19 protein-coding genes and 2 tRNA genes are annotated in these 18,489 nt (G+C 70.0%); 10 read left to right on the top strand and 11 right to left on the bottom strand.

Translation table 11 applies throughout. From position 1 onward, the window contains the following. The first annotated feature begins 142 nt into the window (after window positions 1-142). The 4 genes from QM568_RS06025 (at window position 143) to QM568_RS06040 (ending at window position 3,584) form a co-directional block, all read left to right on the top strand. Window positions 143-1,300 carry a DNA polymerase III subunit delta' gene (locus QM568_RS06025; protein ID WP_415136845.1) on the top strand — a complete coding sequence of 386 codons (1,158 nt, stop codon included), beginning with the start codon at window positions 143-145 and terminating at the stop codon, window positions 1,298-1,300. Beyond that, entirely contained in the window at window positions 1,297-2,847 is a 1,551-nt protein-coding gene (locus QM568_RS06030; RefSeq protein ID WP_415136847.1) for an alpha/beta hydrolase, read from the top strand. Before QM568_RS06025 ends, QM568_RS06030 begins: the two co-directional genes overlap by 4 nt. Window positions 2,848-2,896: 49 nt before the next feature. Further along, window positions 2,897-2,968 (top strand) — tRNA-Thr (locus tag QM568_RS06035). Window positions 2,969-3,002: 34 nt separating this feature from the next. Continuing rightward, the gene (locus QM568_RS06040) at window positions 3,003-3,584 is read left to right on the top strand and encodes an isochorismatase family protein (RefSeq protein WP_415136849.1); all 582 of its coding nucleotides are present in this window, start codon (window positions 3,003-3,005) and stop codon (window positions 3,582-3,584) included. A gap of 48 nt (window positions 3,585-3,632) precedes the next feature. Here the strand turns inward: QM568_RS06040 and QM568_RS06045 are convergent, their stop codons facing one another. Beyond that, on the bottom strand, window positions 3,633-3,839 hold the full coding sequence (locus QM568_RS06045; protein WP_415136851.1) for a hypothetical protein: 207 nt from the start codon (window positions 3,837-3,839) through the stop codon (window positions 3,633-3,635). Window positions 3,840-3,864: 25 nt separating this feature from the next. Between QM568_RS06045 and QM568_RS06050 the strand changes: the two genes are divergently transcribed. Next, window positions 3,865-4,383, top strand: a complete 519-nt coding sequence (locus QM568_RS06050) for a CGNR zinc finger domain-containing protein (protein WP_415136853.1) — start codon at window positions 3,865-3,867, stop codon at window positions 4,381-4,383. Between the two features lie 53 nt (window positions 4,384-4,436). Here QM568_RS06050 and QM568_RS06055 read toward each other — a convergent pair. Next, window positions 4,437-4,512, bottom strand: a tRNA-Lys gene (locus QM568_RS06055). 66 nt (window positions 4,513-4,578) lie between these two features. Between QM568_RS06055 and QM568_RS06060 the strand changes: the two genes are divergently transcribed. Continuing rightward, window positions 4,579-5,208, top strand: a complete 630-nt coding sequence (locus tag QM568_RS06060) for a DNA-directed RNA polymerase subunit beta (protein ID WP_415136855.1) — start codon at window positions 4,579-4,581, stop codon at window positions 5,206-5,208. Window positions 5,209-5,351: 143 nt separating this feature from the next. After that, a complete protein-coding gene (locus QM568_RS06065; protein WP_415136857.1) occupies window positions 5,352-6,236 on the top strand; it encodes an aminodeoxychorismate lyase in 885 nt (294 codons plus the stop codon). 140 nt (window positions 6,237-6,376) lie between these two features. Here QM568_RS06065 and QM568_RS06070 read toward each other — a convergent pair whose 3' ends face one another. From QM568_RS06070 to QM568_RS06105, 8 genes are all read right to left on the bottom strand, one after another. Then, entirely contained in the window at window positions 6,377-7,213 is an 837-nt protein-coding gene (locus QM568_RS06070) for a type IV toxin-antitoxin system AbiEi family antitoxin domain-containing protein (RefSeq protein ID WP_415137018.1), read from the bottom strand. Window positions 7,214-7,424: 211 nt separating this feature from the next. Next, a complete protein-coding gene (gene pstB, locus QM568_RS06075; protein WP_415136859.1) occupies window positions 7,425-8,204 on the bottom strand; it encodes a phosphate ABC transporter ATP-binding protein PstB in 780 nt (259 codons plus the stop codon). Between the two features lie 20 nt (window positions 8,205-8,224). Then, window positions 8,225-9,322: a phosphate ABC transporter permease PstA gene (pstA, locus tag QM568_RS06080; protein WP_415136861.1), complete on the bottom strand. Its 1,098-nt coding sequence runs from the start codon at window positions 9,320-9,322 to the stop codon at window positions 8,225-8,227. A 1-nt stretch (window position 9,323) separates the two neighbouring features. Next, window positions 9,324-10,274, bottom strand: a complete 951-nt coding sequence (gene pstC, locus QM568_RS06085) for a phosphate ABC transporter permease subunit PstC (protein ID WP_415136863.1) — start codon at window positions 10,272-10,274, stop codon at window positions 9,324-9,326. A gap of 90 nt (window positions 10,275-10,364) precedes the next feature. Further along, complete coding sequence (gene pstS / locus QM568_RS06090; protein ID WP_415136865.1) at window positions 10,365-11,474, bottom strand: phosphate ABC transporter substrate-binding protein PstS; 1,110 nt, start codon at window positions 11,472-11,474, stop codon at window positions 10,365-10,367. 120 nt (window positions 11,475-11,594) lie between these two features. Continuing rightward, complete coding sequence (locus QM568_RS06095) at window positions 11,595-12,548, bottom strand: NUDIX hydrolase (RefSeq protein WP_415136868.1); 954 nt, start codon at window positions 12,546-12,548, stop codon at window positions 11,595-11,597. Next, window positions 12,545-14,710 carry an RNA degradosome polyphosphate kinase gene (locus QM568_RS06100; protein WP_415136870.1) on the bottom strand — a complete coding sequence of 722 codons (2,166 nt, stop codon included), beginning with the start codon at window positions 14,708-14,710 and terminating at the stop codon, window positions 12,545-12,547. Before QM568_RS06100 ends, QM568_RS06095 begins: the two co-directional genes overlap by 4 nt. A 45-nt stretch (window positions 14,711-14,755) precedes the next feature. Then, a complete protein-coding gene (locus QM568_RS06105; RefSeq protein ID WP_415136872.1) occupies window positions 14,756-15,436 on the bottom strand; it encodes a response regulator transcription factor in 681 nt (226 codons plus the stop codon). A gap of 72 nt (window positions 15,437-15,508) precedes the next feature. On the opposite strand from QM568_RS06105, the gene QM568_RS06110 reads away from it, so the two are divergent. The 3 genes from QM568_RS06110 (at window position 15,509) to QM568_RS06120 (ending at window position 17,661) form a co-directional block, all read left to right on the top strand. Then, on the top strand, window positions 15,509-15,799 hold the full coding sequence (locus QM568_RS06110; protein WP_415136874.1) for a hypothetical protein: 291 nt from the start codon (window positions 15,509-15,511) through the stop codon (window positions 15,797-15,799). A 147-nt stretch (window positions 15,800-15,946) separates the two neighbouring features. After that, on the top strand, window positions 15,947-16,546 hold the full coding sequence (locus QM568_RS06115) for an FABP family protein (protein WP_415136876.1): 600 nt from the start codon (window positions 15,947-15,949) through the stop codon (window positions 16,544-16,546). Further along, on the top strand, window positions 16,546-17,661 hold the full coding sequence (locus QM568_RS06120; RefSeq protein WP_415136878.1) for a YgfZ/GcvT domain-containing protein: 1,116 nt from the start codon (window positions 16,546-16,548) through the stop codon (window positions 17,659-17,661). The genes QM568_RS06115 and QM568_RS06120 overlap by 1 nt, the downstream gene beginning before the upstream one ends. On the opposite strand, the gene QM568_RS06125 is transcribed toward QM568_RS06120, so the two are convergent. Then, window positions 17,658-18,479 carry a class I SAM-dependent methyltransferase gene (locus QM568_RS06125; RefSeq protein ID WP_415136880.1) on the bottom strand — a complete coding sequence of 274 codons (822 nt, stop codon included), beginning with the start codon at window positions 18,477-18,479 and terminating at the stop codon, window positions 17,658-17,660. The genes QM568_RS06120 and QM568_RS06125 overlap by 4 nt on opposite strands. Between the last annotated feature and the right edge of the window lie 10 nt (window positions 18,480-18,489).

Here is an 18,489-nt window from a genome sequence, read left to right on the forward strand (position 1 = left end):
AGCGCGACGCGAGGAACAGCAGCGCGACGCGAGGAACAGCAGCGCGACGCGAGGAACAGCAGCGCGACGCGAGGAACAGCAGCGCGACGCGAGGCCGCGCCCGGGAGCGGATGCTGTCGGTGCTCCGGGTTACGCTGGAGTCATGACCCAGACTGTCGCCGCCGCCTTCCCCTGGGGCGATGTCTGGGGTCAGGACGCCGCCGTCGAGACGCTGCGCGCGGCAGCATCCGATCCGGCTGCGCTCTCGCACGCCTGGTTGATCACCGGTCCTCCGGGCTCTGGCCGCTCGACGCTCGCATACGCGTTCGCGGCCGCGCTCATCGCAGACCGTCCAGACGACGAGGCGACCATGCGGCAGGTGCTCGCCGGCACGCACCCCGATCTCACGGCGCTGCGCACCGACAAGGTCATCATCACGATCGCCGAGGCCCGCGCCCTCGTCGAGCGCTCCTACTTCGCGCCCTCCGCCGGCCGCTACCGGGCGATCGTCGTCGAAGACGCCGACCGCATGGTCGAGCGCACGTCGAACGTGCTGCTCAAGGCACTTGAGGAGCCGCCGGAGCAGACCGTCTGGATCCTCTGCGCCCCGAGCGAGGCCGATCTCCTGCCGACGATCCGCTCGCGGGTGCGCCCGTTGCGCCTGCGCGAACCCGAGGTGGCCGACGTCGCCCGGCTCATCACCCTGCGCACTGGCGTCGACGCGGAGATCGCCGAGCAGGCCGCGCGCCATGCGCAGCGGCACATCGGCATGGCGCAGCGGCTCGCCACCGACGAGTCAGCGCGTCGTCGGCGCGATGAGACGCTGCGCTCGGTGCTCGCCGTGCGCGGAGTGAACGACGCCGTCGAGGTGGCGGGGCAGATCATCCAGGCGGCGACCGACGACGCCAAGGCGCTCACCGCCGAGCGCGACGCCGCCGAGCGCGCCAGCCTGCTGCGCACCGTCGGCATCGCCGAGGGTCAGGCCGTTCCGCCGGCGCTGCGCGCCCAGCTCTCGGCTCTCGAGGACGACCAGAAGAAACGCGCCACACGGAGTCTCCGCGACGGCATCGACCGGGTCCTGACCGACCTGCAGTCGCTGTTCCGCGATGTGGTGATGCTGCAGTTCGGACGCGACGGCGATCTCATCAACCGCGAGCTCCTGCCTGAACTGCGCGCTCTCGCCGACGCCTGGTCGCACAGGCGCACCCTGATCGTGCTCGACCACCTCGCCGACACCCGGGAGTCGCTGGAGCGCAACGTCGCTCCGCTGCTCGCCCTGGAGAGCTTGCTCGTGACGATCACGAGCGGAAGGACACCGTGAACACTCGATCCTCCTCCCTCCGGCGCCGCGTCGTCGCCGTGTTCGCCGGTCTCGCCACCGCATCCGTCGTTCTGAGCGGTTGTCTCTACGCGGCGATCCCCGAGCAGCGGCCCTCGGCGACGAAGGCCCCGGACACCGATGGTGTGCCGGCCGAGCTGCAGCCGTACTACGGGCAGGCGCTGCAGTGGCAGCAGTGCGGCGCTGGCCTCGACTGCACCGAGGTCACGGCGCCGCTGGACTGGGAGAACCCCGGCGAGGGCGAGATCACCCTGGCCGTCGTGCGCCATCAGGCGAGCGGCACCGCGCAGGGATCGCTCCTGACCAACCCGGGCGGCCCCGGCGCCAGCGGCTACGACCTCATCGCCGACAGCCTGACGTATGCCGTCGGCGGCGACCTGATCGAGAACTTCGACGTCATCGGGTTCGACCCGCGCGGCGTCGGCCGCTCGAGCGCGGTGAAGTGCTTCGACGCGGCGGAGATGGATGACTACCTGTACGCGATCCCGGCGTCACCGCGGGGGAGCGAAGCCTGGGAGGCCGAGCTGCTGGAGGCCGACAAGCGGTTCGCCGACGCGTGCGACGCGAACAGCAACGGCATCCTCCCGTACATCACGACCGTCAATGCCGCGCGCGACATGGATCTGCTTCGCGCCGTGCTGGGCGACAAGAAGCTGAACTACCTCGGCTACTCCTACGGCACCTTCCTCGGCGCGACCTACGCCGAGCTGTACCCCGAGCGGGTCGGGCGCCTCGTGCTCGACGGCGCGATCGATCCGTCGATCCCGGGCTACGACGTCGGCGCCACCCAGGCCCTCGGCTTCGAATCGGCGCTGCGCGCCTACATGCAGGACTGCCTCGACGCGGGCGACTGCCCCTTCAGCGGTTCGGTCGACGCGGCGATGGCCGACCTCGGCGCGCTGCTCGCGAGCGTCGATGCCATGCCGTTGAAGAACGGCGACGGCCGGCTGATGGGCGCCGACTCGCTGCTGACGTCGATCATCTCCGCGCTCTACTCGCAGGACAGCTGGTCGTATCTGACCCAGGCGCTCGATGAGGCGATGCAGGGCGATCCGTCGACCGCGTTCTTCCTCGCCGACTTCTACAACGGCCGCGAGAACGGCGTCTACACCGACAACTCCACCGAAGCGTTCAACGCATACAACTGCATGGACTACCCCATCGAGGACGACCCGGACACCGAGGCCGCGACCCGCAAGAAGATCGCCGAGGGCGCCCCGACCGTTGCCCCGTACTGGGACGGTCCCGACTCCTGCTCGGTGTGGCCGTACCCGCCCACTGGCACGCGCGGGGAGATCCACGCCTCAGGTGCCGACCCGATCCTCGTGGTCGGCACGACCAACGATCCGGCGACCCCGTACGAGTGGTCCGAAGCTCTCGCCGCGCAGCTCGAATCGGGCGTGCTCATCACCCGCGTCGGTGAGGGGCACACCGGCTACAACAAGGGCAATGTGTGCGTCGATCAGGCCGTCGACGCCTACTTCGTCACGGGCGAGATCCCGGAGGACGGATTGCGCTGCGAGGCCTGATCGCCCCGATTCGCGAGCGCGCTCGGAACCATGTAACATCGGTGATCGCGCCCCGATAGCTCAGTGGTAGAGCATCTCACTCGTAATGAGAAGGCCGTCAGTTCGATCCTGACTCGGGGCTCTCTTCATCCTCCGACTCGGCGTACTCTCGAATCATGAGCAGAGCGCTTCTCATCGTCGACGTCCAGAACGACTTCACCGAGGGCGGGGCCTTGGCCGTCGCGGGCGGCGACGCCATGGCATCTGCCATCTCCGCCTTTCTCGAGGCGCATTCCGCCGATTACGCGGTGATCATCGCCTCGAGGGACTGGCACGACGCCGCCGGCGACAACGGCGGCCATTTCTCCGAGAGTCCGGACTACGTCGACACGTGGCCCGTGCACTGCGTCGCCGGCACCGAGGGCGCCGACTACGATCCGCTGCTCGCCACGGACGCCGTCACCCACCACATCCGCAAGGGGCAGGGAAAGCCCGCCTATTCGATGTTCGAGGGCGTGACGGATGCCGGCGACACGGTCGGCGCGGTGCTGACGGCGGCGGGTGTGACGGATGCCGATGTCGTGGGCATCGCCACGGACCACTGCGTGCGGGCCTCGGCGCTCGATGCGATCGCCCATGGCGTGCGCGTACGGGTGCTGACCGACCTCGTCGCGGGCGTCAGCGCGGCGTCGAGCGAGGCGGCTCTGGCCGAGCTCGCGCACGCCGGTGCCGAGCTGGCCGAGAGCGCTCGCGCGTGAGCTCTGGGGAGGCCAGGAACCTGCGCACCGTGCGCATGTCGGCAGCGCTCACGGCGTGAGCGTCCGGCTCGCCGCAGCCGGTGGGAGGAGCGGATGCTGCTGCACATCGACCCGGCGGGCGGCGCAGCTCGCGCAGCGCACGTAGACGACGACGCCCTCGCTCGTCGGATGCCGGGACTCGGCCAGCCACGCGTGTTCGTGCGCCTGCGGGACGGCGGTCGGGCGGGGGATCGGAAGCGTCTGCGGAGCGGTCATGCTTCCAGCGTGATGTAATGGTGTTGTGCATCTCAACCCTTACGGTGAGTATGCGGTGCTGCTGGCCGCGTCGCTCGCCGACGACTGGCCCGACGACCGGGACGGCATCGAGCAGCGCACGAGGGAGCTGGGCATGACCATGCGCTTCCCGGAGGCTCCGGGCGACTACGAGGCGGTGCGCGCGGTGATCGACGACTGGCTGCGCATCGTAGACGAGGCCGAGCCTGCGCGGCGGGCCGAACTGCTGAACGCGCAGATGGCGCAGGCCGCCGCGTTCCCCCGCTTGACCGACCACGACGCCGAGGGCTGGCACCTGCATTACCGCGATGACGTCGATTCGTTGCCGCACGTGCTGCGCGCGGTCATCAGCGTCGGCACCTCGCTGCACCTCGTCACGCGGGGCATGACGCGCCTCGGGCGGTGTCAGGCGCCGCCCTGCACGAACGTGGTCGTCGACGTCACCCGCAACGGCCGCCAGCGCTTCTGCTCGGTGCGCTGCGCGAATCGGGCCGCGGTGCGTCGACACCGCACCCGTGCGGGCTGACGTCGCGGCCGATACCGCTCCTCCGGTGGAACGATGCGATTCCGATGAATGCTTGGTGGGCCCCGAGGGGCTCGAACCCTCGACCCGCGGATTAAAAGTCCGATGCTCTGCCAACTGAGCTAGAGGCCCGTGTGCCTCCAGTCTAGTGCGCCGACCTGATCGCGGACGCCGGGCGCACGAGCGTACCCTGGGACGATGCCCGAGCAGCACCATCGACCAGTGCGCCGCCCCACCAGCGTCTTCGACAACATGGTCGGCACGCATGATCCGGCCGAGCAGACTCGGATCGCGCATGCCACGGCATCCGCTCTGCTCACCCGCGTGCGCGCCGACGAGAGCGGCGTGAGCGCCGAGCGGCTCGTCGCCTTCACCGCCGAGCACGGCATCGACGAGATCGCCGAGCTGTGGTCGAAGGCGCCATCGCGGACGCTCCCCGGGGCGCTCTGGCGGCTGTACGTGCTGCAGCTCGCCATCCACGGCGATCCGCAGACGGCCGCGCTGCTGTACGACCGCGGGCGCATCGAACTGGCCTCGGCGGATGCGGTCATCGCCGGGGCGCCGACGCCCGCCGAGCCCCGTGAACTCGTCGTGCTGATCGACACGATCCTGCGCGGCGCCTTCCGCGGCGACTTCGCCGTCGCGCTCGACAGGGCGGCCGCCTTCTGCCGTGTGCAGGCGTCCGGCGGCACGCATCTCGCCGACGACTGCGAGGCCACAGAGCCCGACCGTGCGAGTGCGCTGACGACGCGGGCGCTGCGCTTGAGCAGCTACGCCCAGGATCTGTCGGCGGCCGGCGCGCTGTGGCGCATGGACGCGCTGGCGTAGATACGGAAAGACCGGGCCGCAAGAACGCCTCTCGGCGGAAGGCCGCTCGCAGCGGCAAAAATTGGAGCCCGGGGTTATGCGGCCCGGCCGATCAATTGTAACGCGATATCGGCGGGTGCATTCCCGGCGTCTAGGCTCTTGTCATGACCCGGCGCAGCGCATTGATGATCATCCCCGTCGACGCGAGCGAGGAACGCGCCGACTTCGCCGACACGTTCGCCAGAGCGGATGCCGCCGCCCCCGCCCTCAGCGTCGGTGAGCTCAGCACGCAGCGCGGCGACGGGGTGTTCGAGTCGATCGGTGTGGTCGACGGACACGCCCAGGAGGTGATGCCGCACCTGGAGCGCCTCGTGCATTCGGCACGGCTGTGCGATCTGCCCGAGCCGAACATCGCGCAGTGGAAGCAGGCGATCGAGATCGCGGCGGGCGACTGCGGGGCGGGCGAGGCCGTGATCAAGCTCATCCTCAGCCGTGGCGTCGAGCACGGGCCGACGCCGACCGCCTGGGTGACCGTCGCGCCCGCGGCCGACTTCTCCGCGGCCCGCGTCGACGGCATCCGCGTGGTCACCCTCGACCGCGGCTATGACCTGCACGTCGCCGAGCGCGCGCCGTGGCTGCTGCTGGGGGCGAAGACCCTCTCGTACGCGGTGAACATGGCAGCCCTCCGCGAGGCGCACCGCCGGGGAGCGGACGACGCGATCTTCCTCTCCAGCGACGGCTTCGTGCTCGAAGCGCCCACGGCCTCGCTGATCCTGCGCGTTGGCGACCGCTTCGTGACCCCCGCGCCCAACGGCGGGATCCTGCACGGCACGACCCAGCTCAGCGTCTACGAGCACCTCGCCGAGCGGGGGTTCGACGTCGGATACGCCGAGATCCCGGCATCCGATCTGGGGAAGGCGGATGCCGCGTGGCTCGTGTCGAGCGTGCGCCTGGCCGCCCCCGTGTCGCGCATCGACGACCACGAGCTTCCCGTCGACGCGGCCCTGACGGCCGACCTGAACGCCTACCTGCTCTCCCCCCGCGACTGACCCCGCGCCGCGTCTGCCGCCGGAAAACCCGGATCGGATCGCTTCGCCACGGCGTGTCACGTCGCGGCACGCCGTGCGGTGACCAGATGGTCTGGGTTTTCCGGAAGGCGAGAGGCGGAGGGCGGATGCGGGGGGGGGGGTCAGAAGTGGAGGTGGGAGCGGCGGGACATCGCGCCGCGGATGGCGGCTTCGACGACCGGCCAGTCGTGGACGATCATGGCGTACGTGAAGCGGAGCGTCGTGTAGCCGGCGGCGGCAGCGCGGGCGTCGCGTCGGAGGTCCTTCGAACGCTGGGCCTCGCGCTCGTGGTTCTCTCGGCCGTCCGCCTCGATGATGAGGCGGTCGCCGATGAGCAGGTCGACCTCGCCGACCCCGTCGATGAGCACCTGGCAGCGCACGTCGATGCCCAGCCGATGCAGTCGGAGGCGGATCAGCGATTCGAGCCCGCTATCGGCGTCTGCGCGCGCGAAACCCAGGAGCCAGCGCTTGTCGACCGCCAGGTGCGACCACAGCCACGCGATCGCCGCGGGGGACAGGAGCGATCTGCGCAGCGCCGACTCGAGCGCGGCGAAGAAGGCGTCCTCGTCCGCGCACTGGGAGATCTGCAGCAGGACGTTCGCCACGGGCGGCAGTTCCCCGACCGCGGCGGCGCCGTCGTCCCAGTGCAGGACGCAGTGCTCGCAGGGCATCGACCGGGGTGTCCCGGCGTGACCCATCCAGACATGCGGCTCTTCGGGGATCGTGAGGGTCCAGAGTCCGAGCGCGGCGCCGGCGGCGCAGCATCCGATCACACCGCCGTGCGCCGCGGCGTGCACGCCAGCGTCGCCGGCGAGTGCGTACACGCCCTGGCGGGGGCGTACGACGGCGCCTCCGCGCACCGCTCGCGTGAGCTCGGCCTCGCTCACGCCTCTGCTCCTCAGCTCGCGTGTCCGCGCCATGCGTCCGAGTGCGCGCAGCGCCGCATCCGCTCTGACCATGCGTCCGAGCTTCGCGTTCCGCGCGGTGCCTCCGCACACCGCATCCCGCGACCTGCCGCTGGACAGCGCACAAGTGCCCAGCATCCGCCGCCTGTGCAGAACCAGTGCGCCCAACGGAAAACCCAGACCGACACGAACGCCGACGGCGTGTCTCGCTGAGACACGCCGTCGGACGATCAGTTGGTCTGGGTTTTCCCGAAGAGACCCGCCCTCACCCGAAGCGGCCGGACACGTAGTCCTCGGTGGCCTGCACGCTCGGGGCGGTGAAGATGGTCGTGGTGTCGGCGTACTCGATGAGCTTTCCGGGCTTTCCGGTGCCGGCGATGTTGAAGAACGCGGTCTTGTCGGACACCCGGCTCGCCTGCTGCATGTTGTGCGTGACGATCACGACGGTGTACTCGTTCTTCAGCTCGCCGATCAGCTCCTCGATCGCGTAGGTCGAGATCGGGTCGAGCGCTGAGCACGGCTCGTCCATCAGCAGCACATCGGGGGAGACGGCGATCGCGCGGGCGATGCACAGACGCTGCTGCTGCCCGCCGGACAGGCCCGATCCCGGCTTGTCGAGGCGGTCCTTGACCTCGTTCCACAGGTTCGCGCCCTGCAGCGATTTCTCGACCAGCGAGTCGGCGTCGCTCTTCGAAATGCGCTTGTTGTTGAGCTTGACGCCGGCCAGCACGTTCTCGCGGATCGACATCGTCGGGAACGGGTTCGGACGCTGGAAGACCATGCCGACCTGGCGGCGCACGTTCACCGGGTCGACCGAGGGGCCGTACAGGTCGTCTCCGTCCAGCAGTACCTGCCCCTCGACGCGGGCGCCGGGGATGACCTCGTGCATGCGGTTGAGGGTGCGCAGGAACGTGGACTTGCCGCAGCCCGACGGGCCGATGAACGCGGTGACGGTGCGGGGCTCGATGTCGAGCGAGACGCCCTCGACGGCGAGGAAGTCGCCGTAGTAGACGTTGAGGTCGTCTACTTCAATGCTCTTGGACATGTGGATTCCTATTCTGCTGGTCAGCGACCGGTCTTGGGGGCGAACACCTTGGCGACGATGCGCGCGACGAGGTTCAGCACCATGACGATGACGATGAGGGTGAGGGCGGCGGCCCAGGCGCGGTCGACGTAGGCCTCGGCGGGGATGCCCTGGTAGGCGTACTGCGAGTAGATGAACACCGGCAGCGTCTGCATGCGACCGCTGAAGAGGTCGTAGTTCATGGCGTCGGTGAAGCCAGCGGTCAGCAGCAGCGGGGCGGTCTCGCCGATGACGCGCGAGATGGCGAGCATGACGCCGGTGGTGATGCCGGCGATCGACGTGGGCAGCACCACCTTGATGATCGTCAGCCACTTCGGCACGCCCAGCGCGTACGAGGCCTCGCGGAGGTCGTTCGGCACGAGCCGCAGCATCTCCTCGGTGGAGCGCACGACCACGGGGATCATCAGCACCGACAGCGCGACGGAGCCCATGATGCCCATGCGCACGCCCGGCCCGAAGATGAGGGCGAAGACCGCGTAGGCGAACAGGCCGGCGACGATCGACGGGATGCCGGTCATGACGTCGACGAGGAAGGTGATGATCCGTGACATCCGCTTGCCCTGGCCGTACTCGACCAGGTAGACGGCCGTCATGAGGCCGATCGGCACGGAGATGACCGCAGCGGCCAGGGTGACCAGCAGCGTTCCCATGATGGCGTGCACGGCGCCGCCGCCCTCGCCGAGGACGCCGCGCATCGACGAGTTGAAGAACAGCGGGTCGAGCCGGGCGACGCCGTTCGAGATGACGGTCCAGCTCACCGAGATCAGTGGCACCATCGCGATGAGGAACGCCGAGGTCACAACGCCCGTGACGAACCGGTCCAGCGCCTTGCGGGATCCCTCGACGATGCGGGAGGTCACGTAGACGATGACGAGGTAGAGGATGGCGCCGACGACGAGGAAGCCGGCGATGTTGAAATCGGAGCCGGATGCCGCAGCGGACAGGCCGAACGGCGTCGCCGACACCAGCAGGGCGATGGCGAGCAGCGCCCACGGTGCCCATGCGGGCAGGTGGCCGGAGGAGAGGGAGACGCGCGACGGGGCCACCGTGCGCGGCGTCTGAGGGGCGATAGCGGTCATGTCAGTTCGCTCCCGAGAATTCCTTGCGGCGGTTCACGAACCAGCGCGCGATCGCGTTCACGGCGAAGGTCACGACGAACAGGATCAGACCGGTCGCGATCAGCACGTTGATGTTCGTCTTGTAGGCCTCGGCGAAGGTCAGCGCGATGTTCGCGGCGATCGTCGAGGGGTTCGTCGAGGTGAGCAGCTCGACGGTGACGGCCTTGCTCACCGAGAGCACCATCGCCACAGCCATCGTCTCGCCGAGGGCGCGGCCGAGGCCGAGCATGGAGCCGGACACGATCCCGGAGCGGCCGAAGGGAAGCACCGCCATCCGGATCATCTCCCAGCGGGTCGCGCCGAGGGCGAGGGCGGCCTCCTCGTGCAGACGCGGGGTCTGCAGGAAGATCTCGCGGCAGATCGCCGTGATGATCGGCACGACCATGACCGCGAGCACGATGGCTGCGGTGAGGATCGTGCGTCCGGTCGGGGAGACGATGCCGCCGAAGAACGGGATCCAGCCGAGATTCTCGTTCAGCCAGGCGTACACCGGCTGCACGGCCGGGGCGAGCAGGAAGATGCCCCAGAGGCCGTAGACGACCGATGGCACCGCGGCGAGCAGGTCGACGATGTAGCCGATGCCCTGTGCGAGCCGGCGCGGGGCGTAGTGGGTGATGAAGAGGGCGACGCCGAGCGAGAGCGGCACGGCGATGATCAGCGCGAGCAGCGCCGCCCACAGGGTGCCGAACAGGAGCGGGCCGACATACGCCCAGAACCCCGTCTGCAGGAGCGAGGCGTCCTCGGCGCCGGCGGTGAAGGCCGGGACCGACTGCACGACGAGGAAGATCGCGACCGCGGCGAGCGTGATCATGATCATGGAGGCGGCGGCGACCGCCGTGCGCGAGAACCAGATGTCTCCGGCGCGCTGCTTCGCGACGATCGGAGCGCGGGTCTCCGGTGTCGTGACTGTCATGGGCGCTGCTTCCTGCTCGGGTACGGGCTTCGGGTCGGGATGCGACGGTGTCCGGAGCGCGGATCGCACTCCGGACACCGTCGTCGGCGCTTACTTGATGAGGTCGATCGCCGCCTGCGCCTGGGTGCGCAGGTCGTCGGAGATCGGCGCGGAGCCGGCGTTGGTCGCCGCGACCTCCTGGCCTTCGGCGCTGATCGCCGAGGTGAAGAACGCCTTGGTGAGCGCGGCGACGTTCTCGTCCTCGTACTCGGCGCAGGCGATGAGGTAGCTGACCAGGAGCACGGGGTAGGCGCCATCGGCGTCGGTCGTGCGGTCGATCGTGAACGCGAGGTCGCCGGCGGTACGGCCCTCTTCGACGCTCGAGGCGTCGAGGGTGGCGGCCGCGCCCTCGGGCGAGTGCGCGACGAACTCGTCGCCGACCTTGACGGCGACCGATGCGAAGTCGGCGGCCTGCGAGGAGTCGATGTAGCCGATGAGGCCCTGTCCGCCCTTGACGGCGTTGGCGACGCCCGAGGTCTTCTCCGCGGACTCGCCGCCCAGCTCGGTCGGCCACTCCTCGACGCTGCCCCACGTCCACACGTCCTCGGCGGTCTGGGCGAGGTAGTCGGTGAAGTTGCCCGTCGTGCCCGACTTGTCGGAGCGGTGCACCGGCGAGATGGCGAGGTCGGGAAGCTCGACGCCCTCGTTGGTCGCGGCGATCGCCGGGTCGTTCCAGTTGGTGATCGTGCCTGCGAAGATGCCGGCGATGGTGGCAGGGTCGAGGTTGAGGGAGTCGATGCCGTCGAGGGTGAAGACGATGGCGATCGGCGAGACGTAGGCGGGGACCTCGATGAGGTCGGAGCCGTCGACGCAGGCGCCGAAGCCGCCGGCTGCGATCTCGTCGGTCTTGAACGCGCGGTCGGAGCCGGCGAAGTTGACAGCGCCCTGCTGGAACGACTCGCGGCCGGCGCCGGAGCCGGCGGGGTCGTACTCGACGACCGCGTCGGGGTTGGTCTTCTGGAACTCGGCCGTCCACGACTGGATGGCGACCTGCTGCGCCGAGGAGCCGGCGCCGACCAGCGAGCCGGACAGCGAAGGAACATCGGATGCGGGTGCGTCGGAGCTGTCGCCGGCGGGGGTCTCGTTCGCGGCGCAACCGGCGAGAGCGAGGGCTGCGACGGCGCCGATGGCGCCGATGCGTGCGATGCGGGAGATCTTCACTGTGGATCCGTTCGATCGGGAATGGGATTGGGCCCGGTGCAGGGCACACAGTGACGCTAAATGCGGCGGTTAACGAGATTCTCCCGTCCAGGTGAACGGGAGGTGAACGAGCGGGAAAGGTCAGACCTTGGGGACGTGCGTCTCGATCGCGATGATCCCGGAGCCGGGATTGGATGCCGACAGGTGCGCGACCGAGAAGGCGGCGGGTTCGAGGTCGGCGGCGCTGTCGATGTAGGACCCGTGGATGGTCCCGGTCGCGAGGGCGATCTCGGCGAGGATGCTCGGCAGCACCGGGCCGTGGCTGCAGATGACCGCCGGCTTGCCCGCCCGCACGCGGCGGCCGACCACCGCGCGCACGTCGGCCGTGCCGGATTCCCACGAATCCTGGCTGATCCTCCCGGTCGCAGCGATCGGGCGCCTGAGGGCGTGCGCGAGCGGCGTGACGGTGTCGACGCACCGCACGGCGTCGCTGGTGATCACCTTCCGCACGCCGAAGGCCCGCAGCGGCCCGACGATCGATTCGGCCTGGCGGGCGCCTCTGCGGGTGAGGGGGCGCGCAGCATCCGCTTCGTCCCACTCCGCGCGCGGGAGCGCTTTGCCATGCCGCAGCGCGATCACCGGGAAGGTGCGCAGCACGCCGTCGTCGACGAGCTTCGCGAAGAAGTCGAGGATCTCCAGATCCACCGGATAGCTCAGCCGCGCCCTGGCCTTCTTCAGGCTCACCCACTCGATCGCGGCGATCTCGCGGCCGGGCACGAAGCTCGACTCGCGGATCGCCTTGTCGGTGGCCTCCGCCGCCCAGTAGTGCACGACCTTCTGCTTGTTCGAGGGCATGTGGTAGCGGCTGACACCCACAGGCACCCCCAGCACGACGCGGATGCCGGTCTCCTCGTGCACCTCGCGCACGGCGGTCTCGGCGAGCATCTCACCGGGGTCGACCTTCCCCTTGGGGAGGGTCACGTCGCGGTACTTCGTGCGGTGGATCAGCAGGATCCGCAGCTTGCCGTCGACGATGCGCCAGACGACGGCGCCTGCCGCATAGACGGCCTTGTCCGTCCACTTGGCCCGCGTCATCGAACCGCCCGAGCCCGGCGCCGCTTCTGGATCATACCCATGGTCGTGTCCTGCAGATCGACCAGCGGGTTGCCATCGGCGTCTTCGGCGTGGCGCTCCCAGACCCCGTCCGCGACGAGGTGCCACGAGCTCGTGCCCGGATCCATCGCGAGGTCGAAGAACGACAGCAGCTCCTGCAGATGCTGCGGGTCGGTCACCCGGACGAGCGCCTCGACACGGCGGTCGAGGTTGCGGTGCATCATGTCGGCGCTGCCGATGTACACCTGCGGGTCGCCGTCGTTCTCGAAGGCGAAGATGCGCGAGTGCTCGAGGTAGCGGCCGAGGATGCTGCGCACGGTGATGTTGTCGGTGACGCCGGGCAGATCGGTGCGCAGGCTGCAGATGCCGCGCACCCACACCTCGACCTTCACGCCGGCGGCGCTCGCGCGGTACAGGGCGTCGATGATCTCCTCGTCGACCATCGAGTTCACCTTGATGCGGATGCCGGCGGCTCTGCCCGCCGCCGCGTTCTTGCGCTCCGCGTCGATCAGTCGCAGCAGTCCCTTGCGCAGGTGCAGGGGCGCGACGAGGAGGCGCTTGAACTTCTTCTCGATCGCGTAGCCGCTGAGCTCGTTGAACAGGCGGGTGAGGTCCTTGCCGACCTGCGGGTCGGTCGTGAAGAGCCCGAAGTCCTCGTAGATGCGGCTCGTCTTCGGGTTGTAGTTGCCCGTGCCGATGTGCGAGTAGTGGCGCAGCACGCCCTCCTCCTCGCGGATCACGAGTGCGAGCTTGCAGTGCGTCTTGAGCCCGACGAGCCCGTACACGACGTGCACGCCGGCCTTCTCGAGCTTGCGGGCCCAGACGATGTTGTTGGCCTCGTCGAAACGGGCCTTCACCTCGACGAGCGCGAGCACCTGCTTGCCGGCCTCGGCGGCGTCGATCAGCGCCTGCACGATCGGGCTGTCGCCCGAGGTGCGGTACAGGGTCTGCTTGATGGCGAGCACGTGCGGGTCGCGGGCGGCCTGCTCGAGGAACGCGACGACGCTCGTCGTGAACGACTCGTAGGGGTGGTGCACGAGCACGTCGGACTTGCGGATCGCCTTGAAGACGTCGGCGCGCGAGTTGCTGTCACCGGGTTGGAAGGCGACCGGGGTCGTCGGCAGGTGCGGGGGATAGCGCAGGTCCGGACGGTCGATGCGGCCGAGATCGAACAGCCCGCGCAGGTCGAGGGAGCCAGGCAGGCGGTAGACCTCCTGGTCCGTGATGTCGAGCTCGCGCACGAGCAGTTCGAGGGTGACGTCGTCCATGTCGTCGGTGATCTCGAGACGGATGGGCGGCCCGAAGCGGCGGCGCATGAGCTCGGCTTCGAGGGCCTGGATGAGGTTCTCCGACTCGTCCTCCTCGATCACCATGTCCTCGTTGCGGGTGAGGCGGAACGCGTGGTGGTCGAGGATCTCCATGCCGGGGAACAGGTCGCTGAGGTGGTTGGCGATGAGGTCCTCGAGGCGGATGAAGCGCATGATCTCGCTGGATGCCGGGACCTCGACATAGCGGGGGAGCATGGGCGGCACCTTCAGGCGCGCGAACTCCTGGCGGCCGGTGCGGGCGTTGCGGATGCGGATCGCGAGGTTCAGCGACAGGCCGGAGATGTACGGGAAGGGGTGGGCGGGGTCGACGGCGAGCGGCATGAGCACGGGGAAGACCTGCGCCTGGAAGTACTCGGACAGCGCGCCGCGTTCGTCGGGCGACAGCGCGTCCCAGTCGGTGATCTCGATGCCGGCATCCGCCAGCGCGGGGCGCACGAGGCTCGTCCAGGCGTCGGCGTGGCGCAGCTGCAGTTTGTGCGCCTCGCGGGAGATGTCGGCGAGGGCGTCGACGGGGGAGCGGCCGATGTTCGTCGGCACGGCGAGCCCTGTCACGATGCGGCGCTTGAGACCGGCGACGCGGACCATGAAGAATTCGTCGAGGTTGCTCGCGAAGATCGCCAGGAAGTTCGCCCGCTCGAGCTCGGGCAGGCTCGGGTCCTCGGCCAGCTCCAGCACGCGCTGGTTGAACGCGAGCCAGCTGAGCTCGCGATCGAGGTAGCGGTGGTCGGGCAGAAGCGAGTCGTGGGACTCGATGGCATCGAAGTCGTCGTCTTCGGCGTCACCGAGACCTGCGTCGGCGAGAGCGGGATCGATCATGGGGTACATCTAAGCACCGCAAGGTGTCGCGTGCGTGAACGACTCTCAGGCCGAGGCCATGGATTCGTCTTCGTAGACGTTGAACCGGTAGCCGACGTTGCGCACGGTGCCGATGATGTGCTCCTGGTCGCCGAGCTTCGCGCGCAGGCGCCGCACGTGCACATCGACGGTGCGGGTGCCGCCGAAGTAGTCGTAGCCCCACACCTCGCTGAGCAGCTGCTCGCGGGTGAAGACGCGGGAGGGATGGGTTGCGAGGAAGTGCAGCAGCTGGAACTCCTTGTAGGTGAGATCCAGCGGCCTGCCGTGCAGTTTCGCCGAGTACGACTGCTCGTCGATCGTGACGCCGGACGCCTGCACGCGGGTCGGCTCCGCGGCCTCCTCCTGGCGTGCGAGGGCCAGTCGCAGCCGTGCGTCGATCTCGGCGGGCCCCGCGGTCGTCAGCATCACGTCGTCGATGCCCCAGTCGCCGGAGACCGCGCTCATGCCGCCTTCTGTGACGACGAGCAGCAGCGGTGCGGTCTGGCCGGCCGCGCGCAGCAGCCGGCACAGGGATTTCGCGCTGACGAGGTCGACGCGGGCGTCGACGATGACGATGTCGCACTCGGGAGCGCCGACGAGCTGGGCGGGTTCCGCCGCGATCTGACGCACGACGTGGCTGAGCAGTTCGATCGCAGGCAGCACCTGCTCCGTCGAAGGAGCGTTGGTCAACACCAGCACCCGGGCCACACGCACTCCTCTCGGCGAGCGGATCTCGTCGTGCCGCCATGATACCGGCAGCCGATGGTTCACAATGGAGCCATGACAGATGTGGTCCTCGCCCCGCGCAACGCCTTCGTCGGCGTCTTCGTCGTGTGGGGGGTGGCGTTCGCGGCTTCGATCGCCGTCGGCGTCTTCGTTCCGGAGGCCTGGCGCGTGTCGTGGATGCTGGTCGTCTTCGGCGCCCTGGTGCTGCTGTCGTTCGCCGTGCAGCTGTGGTACGGCAGCGCGCAGGGGTTCATCTTCCGGGTCGCCTGCAGCGTGATGGGCGCACTGCTGCTGACCGGGATCATCGCCGTCGGGTTCGGCCTTGCCGCCCTCATCCCCGCGTAACAGTCCCCGGGGAGGGGTAGGCTGTGCACATGGATCTCGTCGCCCTCGAATTCTTCTTCATCGGCCTGCTGGGTCTTGCGAGCCTCGCGATCGCCTTCGTCTCGGTCGTCGTGCTGCGCAACCTCTTCCGCGGCCAGCGCTGAGCGCATGCTCGAGCTGCCGGCCGATCTCCCCGCCGACCTCGCCCCGCTCTCGTGGCTGATCGGCGTCTGGGAGGGCACCGGCGTGATCGACTACCCGATCGGCGGTGAGCGGCTGCAGGGCGAGTTCACGCATCGCGTGAGCTTCAGCCACGACGGCGGCGGCTTCCTCAACTACGCGGCCACCGCCTCCTTCACCGGCGACGGATCGCCGTCGATCCCGCTCGTCGCCGAGACCGGGTTCTGGCGGCTGTCGCGGCCGTCGACCGCGGCGGATGCCGGCCCGGCGCTGCTTCCGCCCGCCGAGGCCGTGGCCCCGCGCGACGTGCACGACGTCGAGGCGCTGCGCACGGCATCCGGCGGCTTCCCTCTCGAGGTCTCGATCGCGCACTCCGACGGTGCGCTCGAGCTGTACCTCGGCGAGATCAGCGGTCCGCGCATCGACATCGTCTCCGACGCCATCGTGCGTCCGGCTGGCAGCAAGGCGCACGCCGCCTCGTCGCGCATGTACGGGCTCGTCGACGCGCACCTGCTCTGGGCCTGGGACATCGCCGCTCTCGGCACGCCGCTGCGTTCGCACGCCTCGGCGCGCCTGGCGAGGATCTGATGGCCGGCTTCGCCGATCTCGACGGCGCCGTCCTCGACGGCGCGACGGTCGCGCACTTCGGGGACGCGTTCCGCGAGCAGCGCCGCCTCGCCGCGGGCAGCGCCGTCGTGCCGCTGGGCGATCGCGCCGTCGTCGAGGTCGCGGGCCCCGAACGGCTGGGCTGGCTCGACTCGATCACCTCGCAGGCGCTCGGACGCCTCGCCGCGGGCGAGAGCACCGAGCTGCTCGTGCTCGACCCGCAGGGGCACGTGGAGCACGCGGCCGGCGTCGTCGATGACGGCGCCTCGACCTGGCTCATCGCCGACGCCGCCGACGCGGAGGCGCTGGCCGCATGGCTCACTCGTATGAAGTTCCGCACGCACGCCACCGTCGAGGTGCGCGCCGACCTGCAGCTGATCGGCTTCGTCGACGGCGGATCCGCGGCGGCGCTCGCGGGCCCCGTCGCCGCCGCGCCGAACGGCGTGCCGCTGGTGTGGAGCGATCCCTGGCAGGGCGTGAGCGCTGGGGGCCACCAGTACGCGCAGGTGGCGGCGCATCCCGGCGCCGCCCTCGCCTGGCGGGTCGCCATCGTCGAGACGGACGCCGTCGATGCGCTCGTGGCAGCGCTGCCGGCGGATGCCGTGGCCGGCGTCCTCGCGGCGGAGGCCCTGCGCATCGCGGCCTGGCGTCCGCGGTGGTCGGGCGAGGTCGACGAGCGGGCGCTCCCGCACGAGTCCGACTGGATCCGCACGGCGGTGCACCTGAACAAGGGCTGCTATCGCGGGCAGGAGACCGTCGCGAAGGTGCACAACCTCGGGCATCCGCCGCGCCGGCTCGCGGCTCTCCACCTCGACGGCAGCGACGCGGTCCTCCCGGCGCCGGGAGATGCGGTCTTCGCCGGCGAGACGGAGGTGGGCCGGGTGACCTCCGTCGCACGTCACCACGAGGAGGGGCCGATCGCGCTGGCGATCCTCGCGCGGCGCGCACCGGAGGGCGACCTCGTCGTTCGCACCGCCGACGGCGACATCGCCGCGGCCCAGCAGGTGATCGTGCCGGCCGACGCCGGGGCCACAGCCGATGTGCCCCGTCTCACCCGGCTCTCCCGTCGGCCCAGCGCCCAGGACCGTCGGAGCTAGACCAGCGGGGCGACGGCCGCCCACGGCACGGTGAGCTCGCCGAGCCGCCAGCGCTGCTTGCCGCCCTGCACCGGCCAGCCCTGGGCCTTCAGCGCGGTGACGGCGGCGACGAAGCGCTGGGTCGCCCCGAACGTCGACAGCGCCGCCGCCCGCTCCCACTCCCGGTCGAGGTCCGTCAGCAGGGCGTGGATGCGCTCACCGGGGACATTGCGATGGATGAGCGCCTTCGGCAGCCGCTCGGCGACGACGGAGGGATGATCGAGCCCGGCCAGCCGGAGGGAGATCGTGAAGCGCACCGGCCCGGCGGCTGTCGCATCGATCCAGCTCGCGACGCGGCCGATCTCGTCGCAGGTGCCCTCGACGAGGAGGCCGCCGTCGGCGAGGCGATCGGTCATCGTGCCCCAGGCGCCTGAGACGTCCGCTTCGTCGTATTGGCGCAGCACGTTCATCGCCCGGATGACGGCCGCGCGGCGCCCACCCGGCAGCGGCACCTCGAAGCCGCCGCGCGCGAACGAGACGTTCAGGTCGGCGGGGAACGGCGTCGCGCCGGCGCGCACCTCGTCGAGCTGGGCGGTGGCGATGGCCACGCGCGCCGGATCGATCTCGAGGCCCTTCACCTCGGCATCCGTCCGCACCCGCCGCAGCCGGGCGGCGAGCTCGAACGCGGTGACGCCGCTGGCCCCGTAGCCGAGGTCGACGACGAGCGGGTCCCTGGCGCGGCGGAAGGCGTCGGATGCCGCGATCCAGCGGTCGTTGCGGCGCAGCCGGTTCGTGCCGGTGGTGCCACGGGTGGGGCGGCCGACGGGAGATGACGCCATGCCTCAATCC

It is taken from the genome of Microbacterium sp. (assembly GCF_047607465.1).
Classification (GTDB): Bacteria; Actinomycetota; Actinomycetes; order Actinomycetales; family Microbacteriaceae; genus Microbacterium.

What these genes read in the sequence shown, in the direction of transcription:
- QM568_RS06025 (WP_415136845.1), top strand. Translation starts at nt 143, where the DNA reads ATGACCCAGACTGTCGCCGCCGCCTTCCCCTGGGGCGATGTCTGGGGT.
- QM568_RS06040 (WP_415136849.1), top strand. Translation starts at nt 3,003, where the DNA reads ATGAGCAGAGCGCTTCTCATCGTCGACGTCCAGAACGACTTCACCGAG.
- QM568_RS06045 (WP_415136851.1), bottom strand. Translation starts at nt 3,839, where the DNA reads ATGACCGCTCCGCAGACGCTTCCGATCCCCCGCCCGACCGCCGTCCCG.
- QM568_RS06060 (WP_415136855.1), top strand. Translation starts at nt 4,579, where the DNA reads ATGCCCGAGCAGCACCATCGACCAGTGCGCCGCCCCACCAGCGTCTTC.
- QM568_RS06065 (WP_415136857.1), top strand. Translation starts at nt 5,352, where the DNA reads ATGACCCGGCGCAGCGCATTGATGATCATCCCCGTCGACGCGAGCGAG.
- QM568_RS06070 (WP_415137018.1), bottom strand. Translation starts at nt 7,213, where the DNA reads ATGGTCAGAGCGGATGCGGCGCTGCGCGCACTCGGACGCATGGCGCGG.
- pstB (WP_415136859.1), bottom strand. Translation starts at nt 8,204, where the DNA reads ATGTCCAAGAGCATTGAAGTAGACGACCTCAACGTCTACTACGGCGAC.
- pstA (WP_415136861.1), bottom strand. Translation starts at nt 9,322, where the DNA reads ATGACCGCTATCGCCCCTCAGACGCCGCGCACGGTGGCCCCGTCGCGC.
- pstC (WP_415136863.1), bottom strand. Translation starts at nt 10,274, where the DNA reads ATGACAGTCACGACACCGGAGACCCGCGCTCCGATCGTCGCGAAGCAG.
- QM568_RS06095 (WP_415136868.1), bottom strand. Translation starts at nt 12,548, where the DNA reads ATGACGCGGGCCAAGTGGACGGACAAGGCCGTCTATGCGGCAGGCGCC.
- QM568_RS06100 (WP_415136870.1), bottom strand. Translation starts at nt 14,710, where the DNA reads ATGATCGATCCCGCTCTCGCCGACGCAGGTCTCGGTGACGCCGAAGAC.
- QM568_RS06110 (WP_415136874.1), top strand. Translation starts at nt 15,509, where the DNA reads ATGACAGATGTGGTCCTCGCCCCGCGCAACGCCTTCGTCGGCGTCTTC.
- QM568_RS06115 (WP_415136876.1), top strand. Translation starts at nt 15,947, where the DNA reads ATGCTCGAGCTGCCGGCCGATCTCCCCGCCGACCTCGCCCCGCTCTCG.
- QM568_RS06120 (WP_415136878.1), top strand. Translation starts at nt 16,546, where the DNA reads ATGGCCGGCTTCGCCGATCTCGACGGCGCCGTCCTCGACGGCGCGACG.
- QM568_RS06125 (WP_415136880.1), bottom strand. Translation starts at nt 18,479, where the DNA reads ATGGCGTCATCTCCCGTCGGCCGCCCCACCCGTGGCACCACCGGCACG.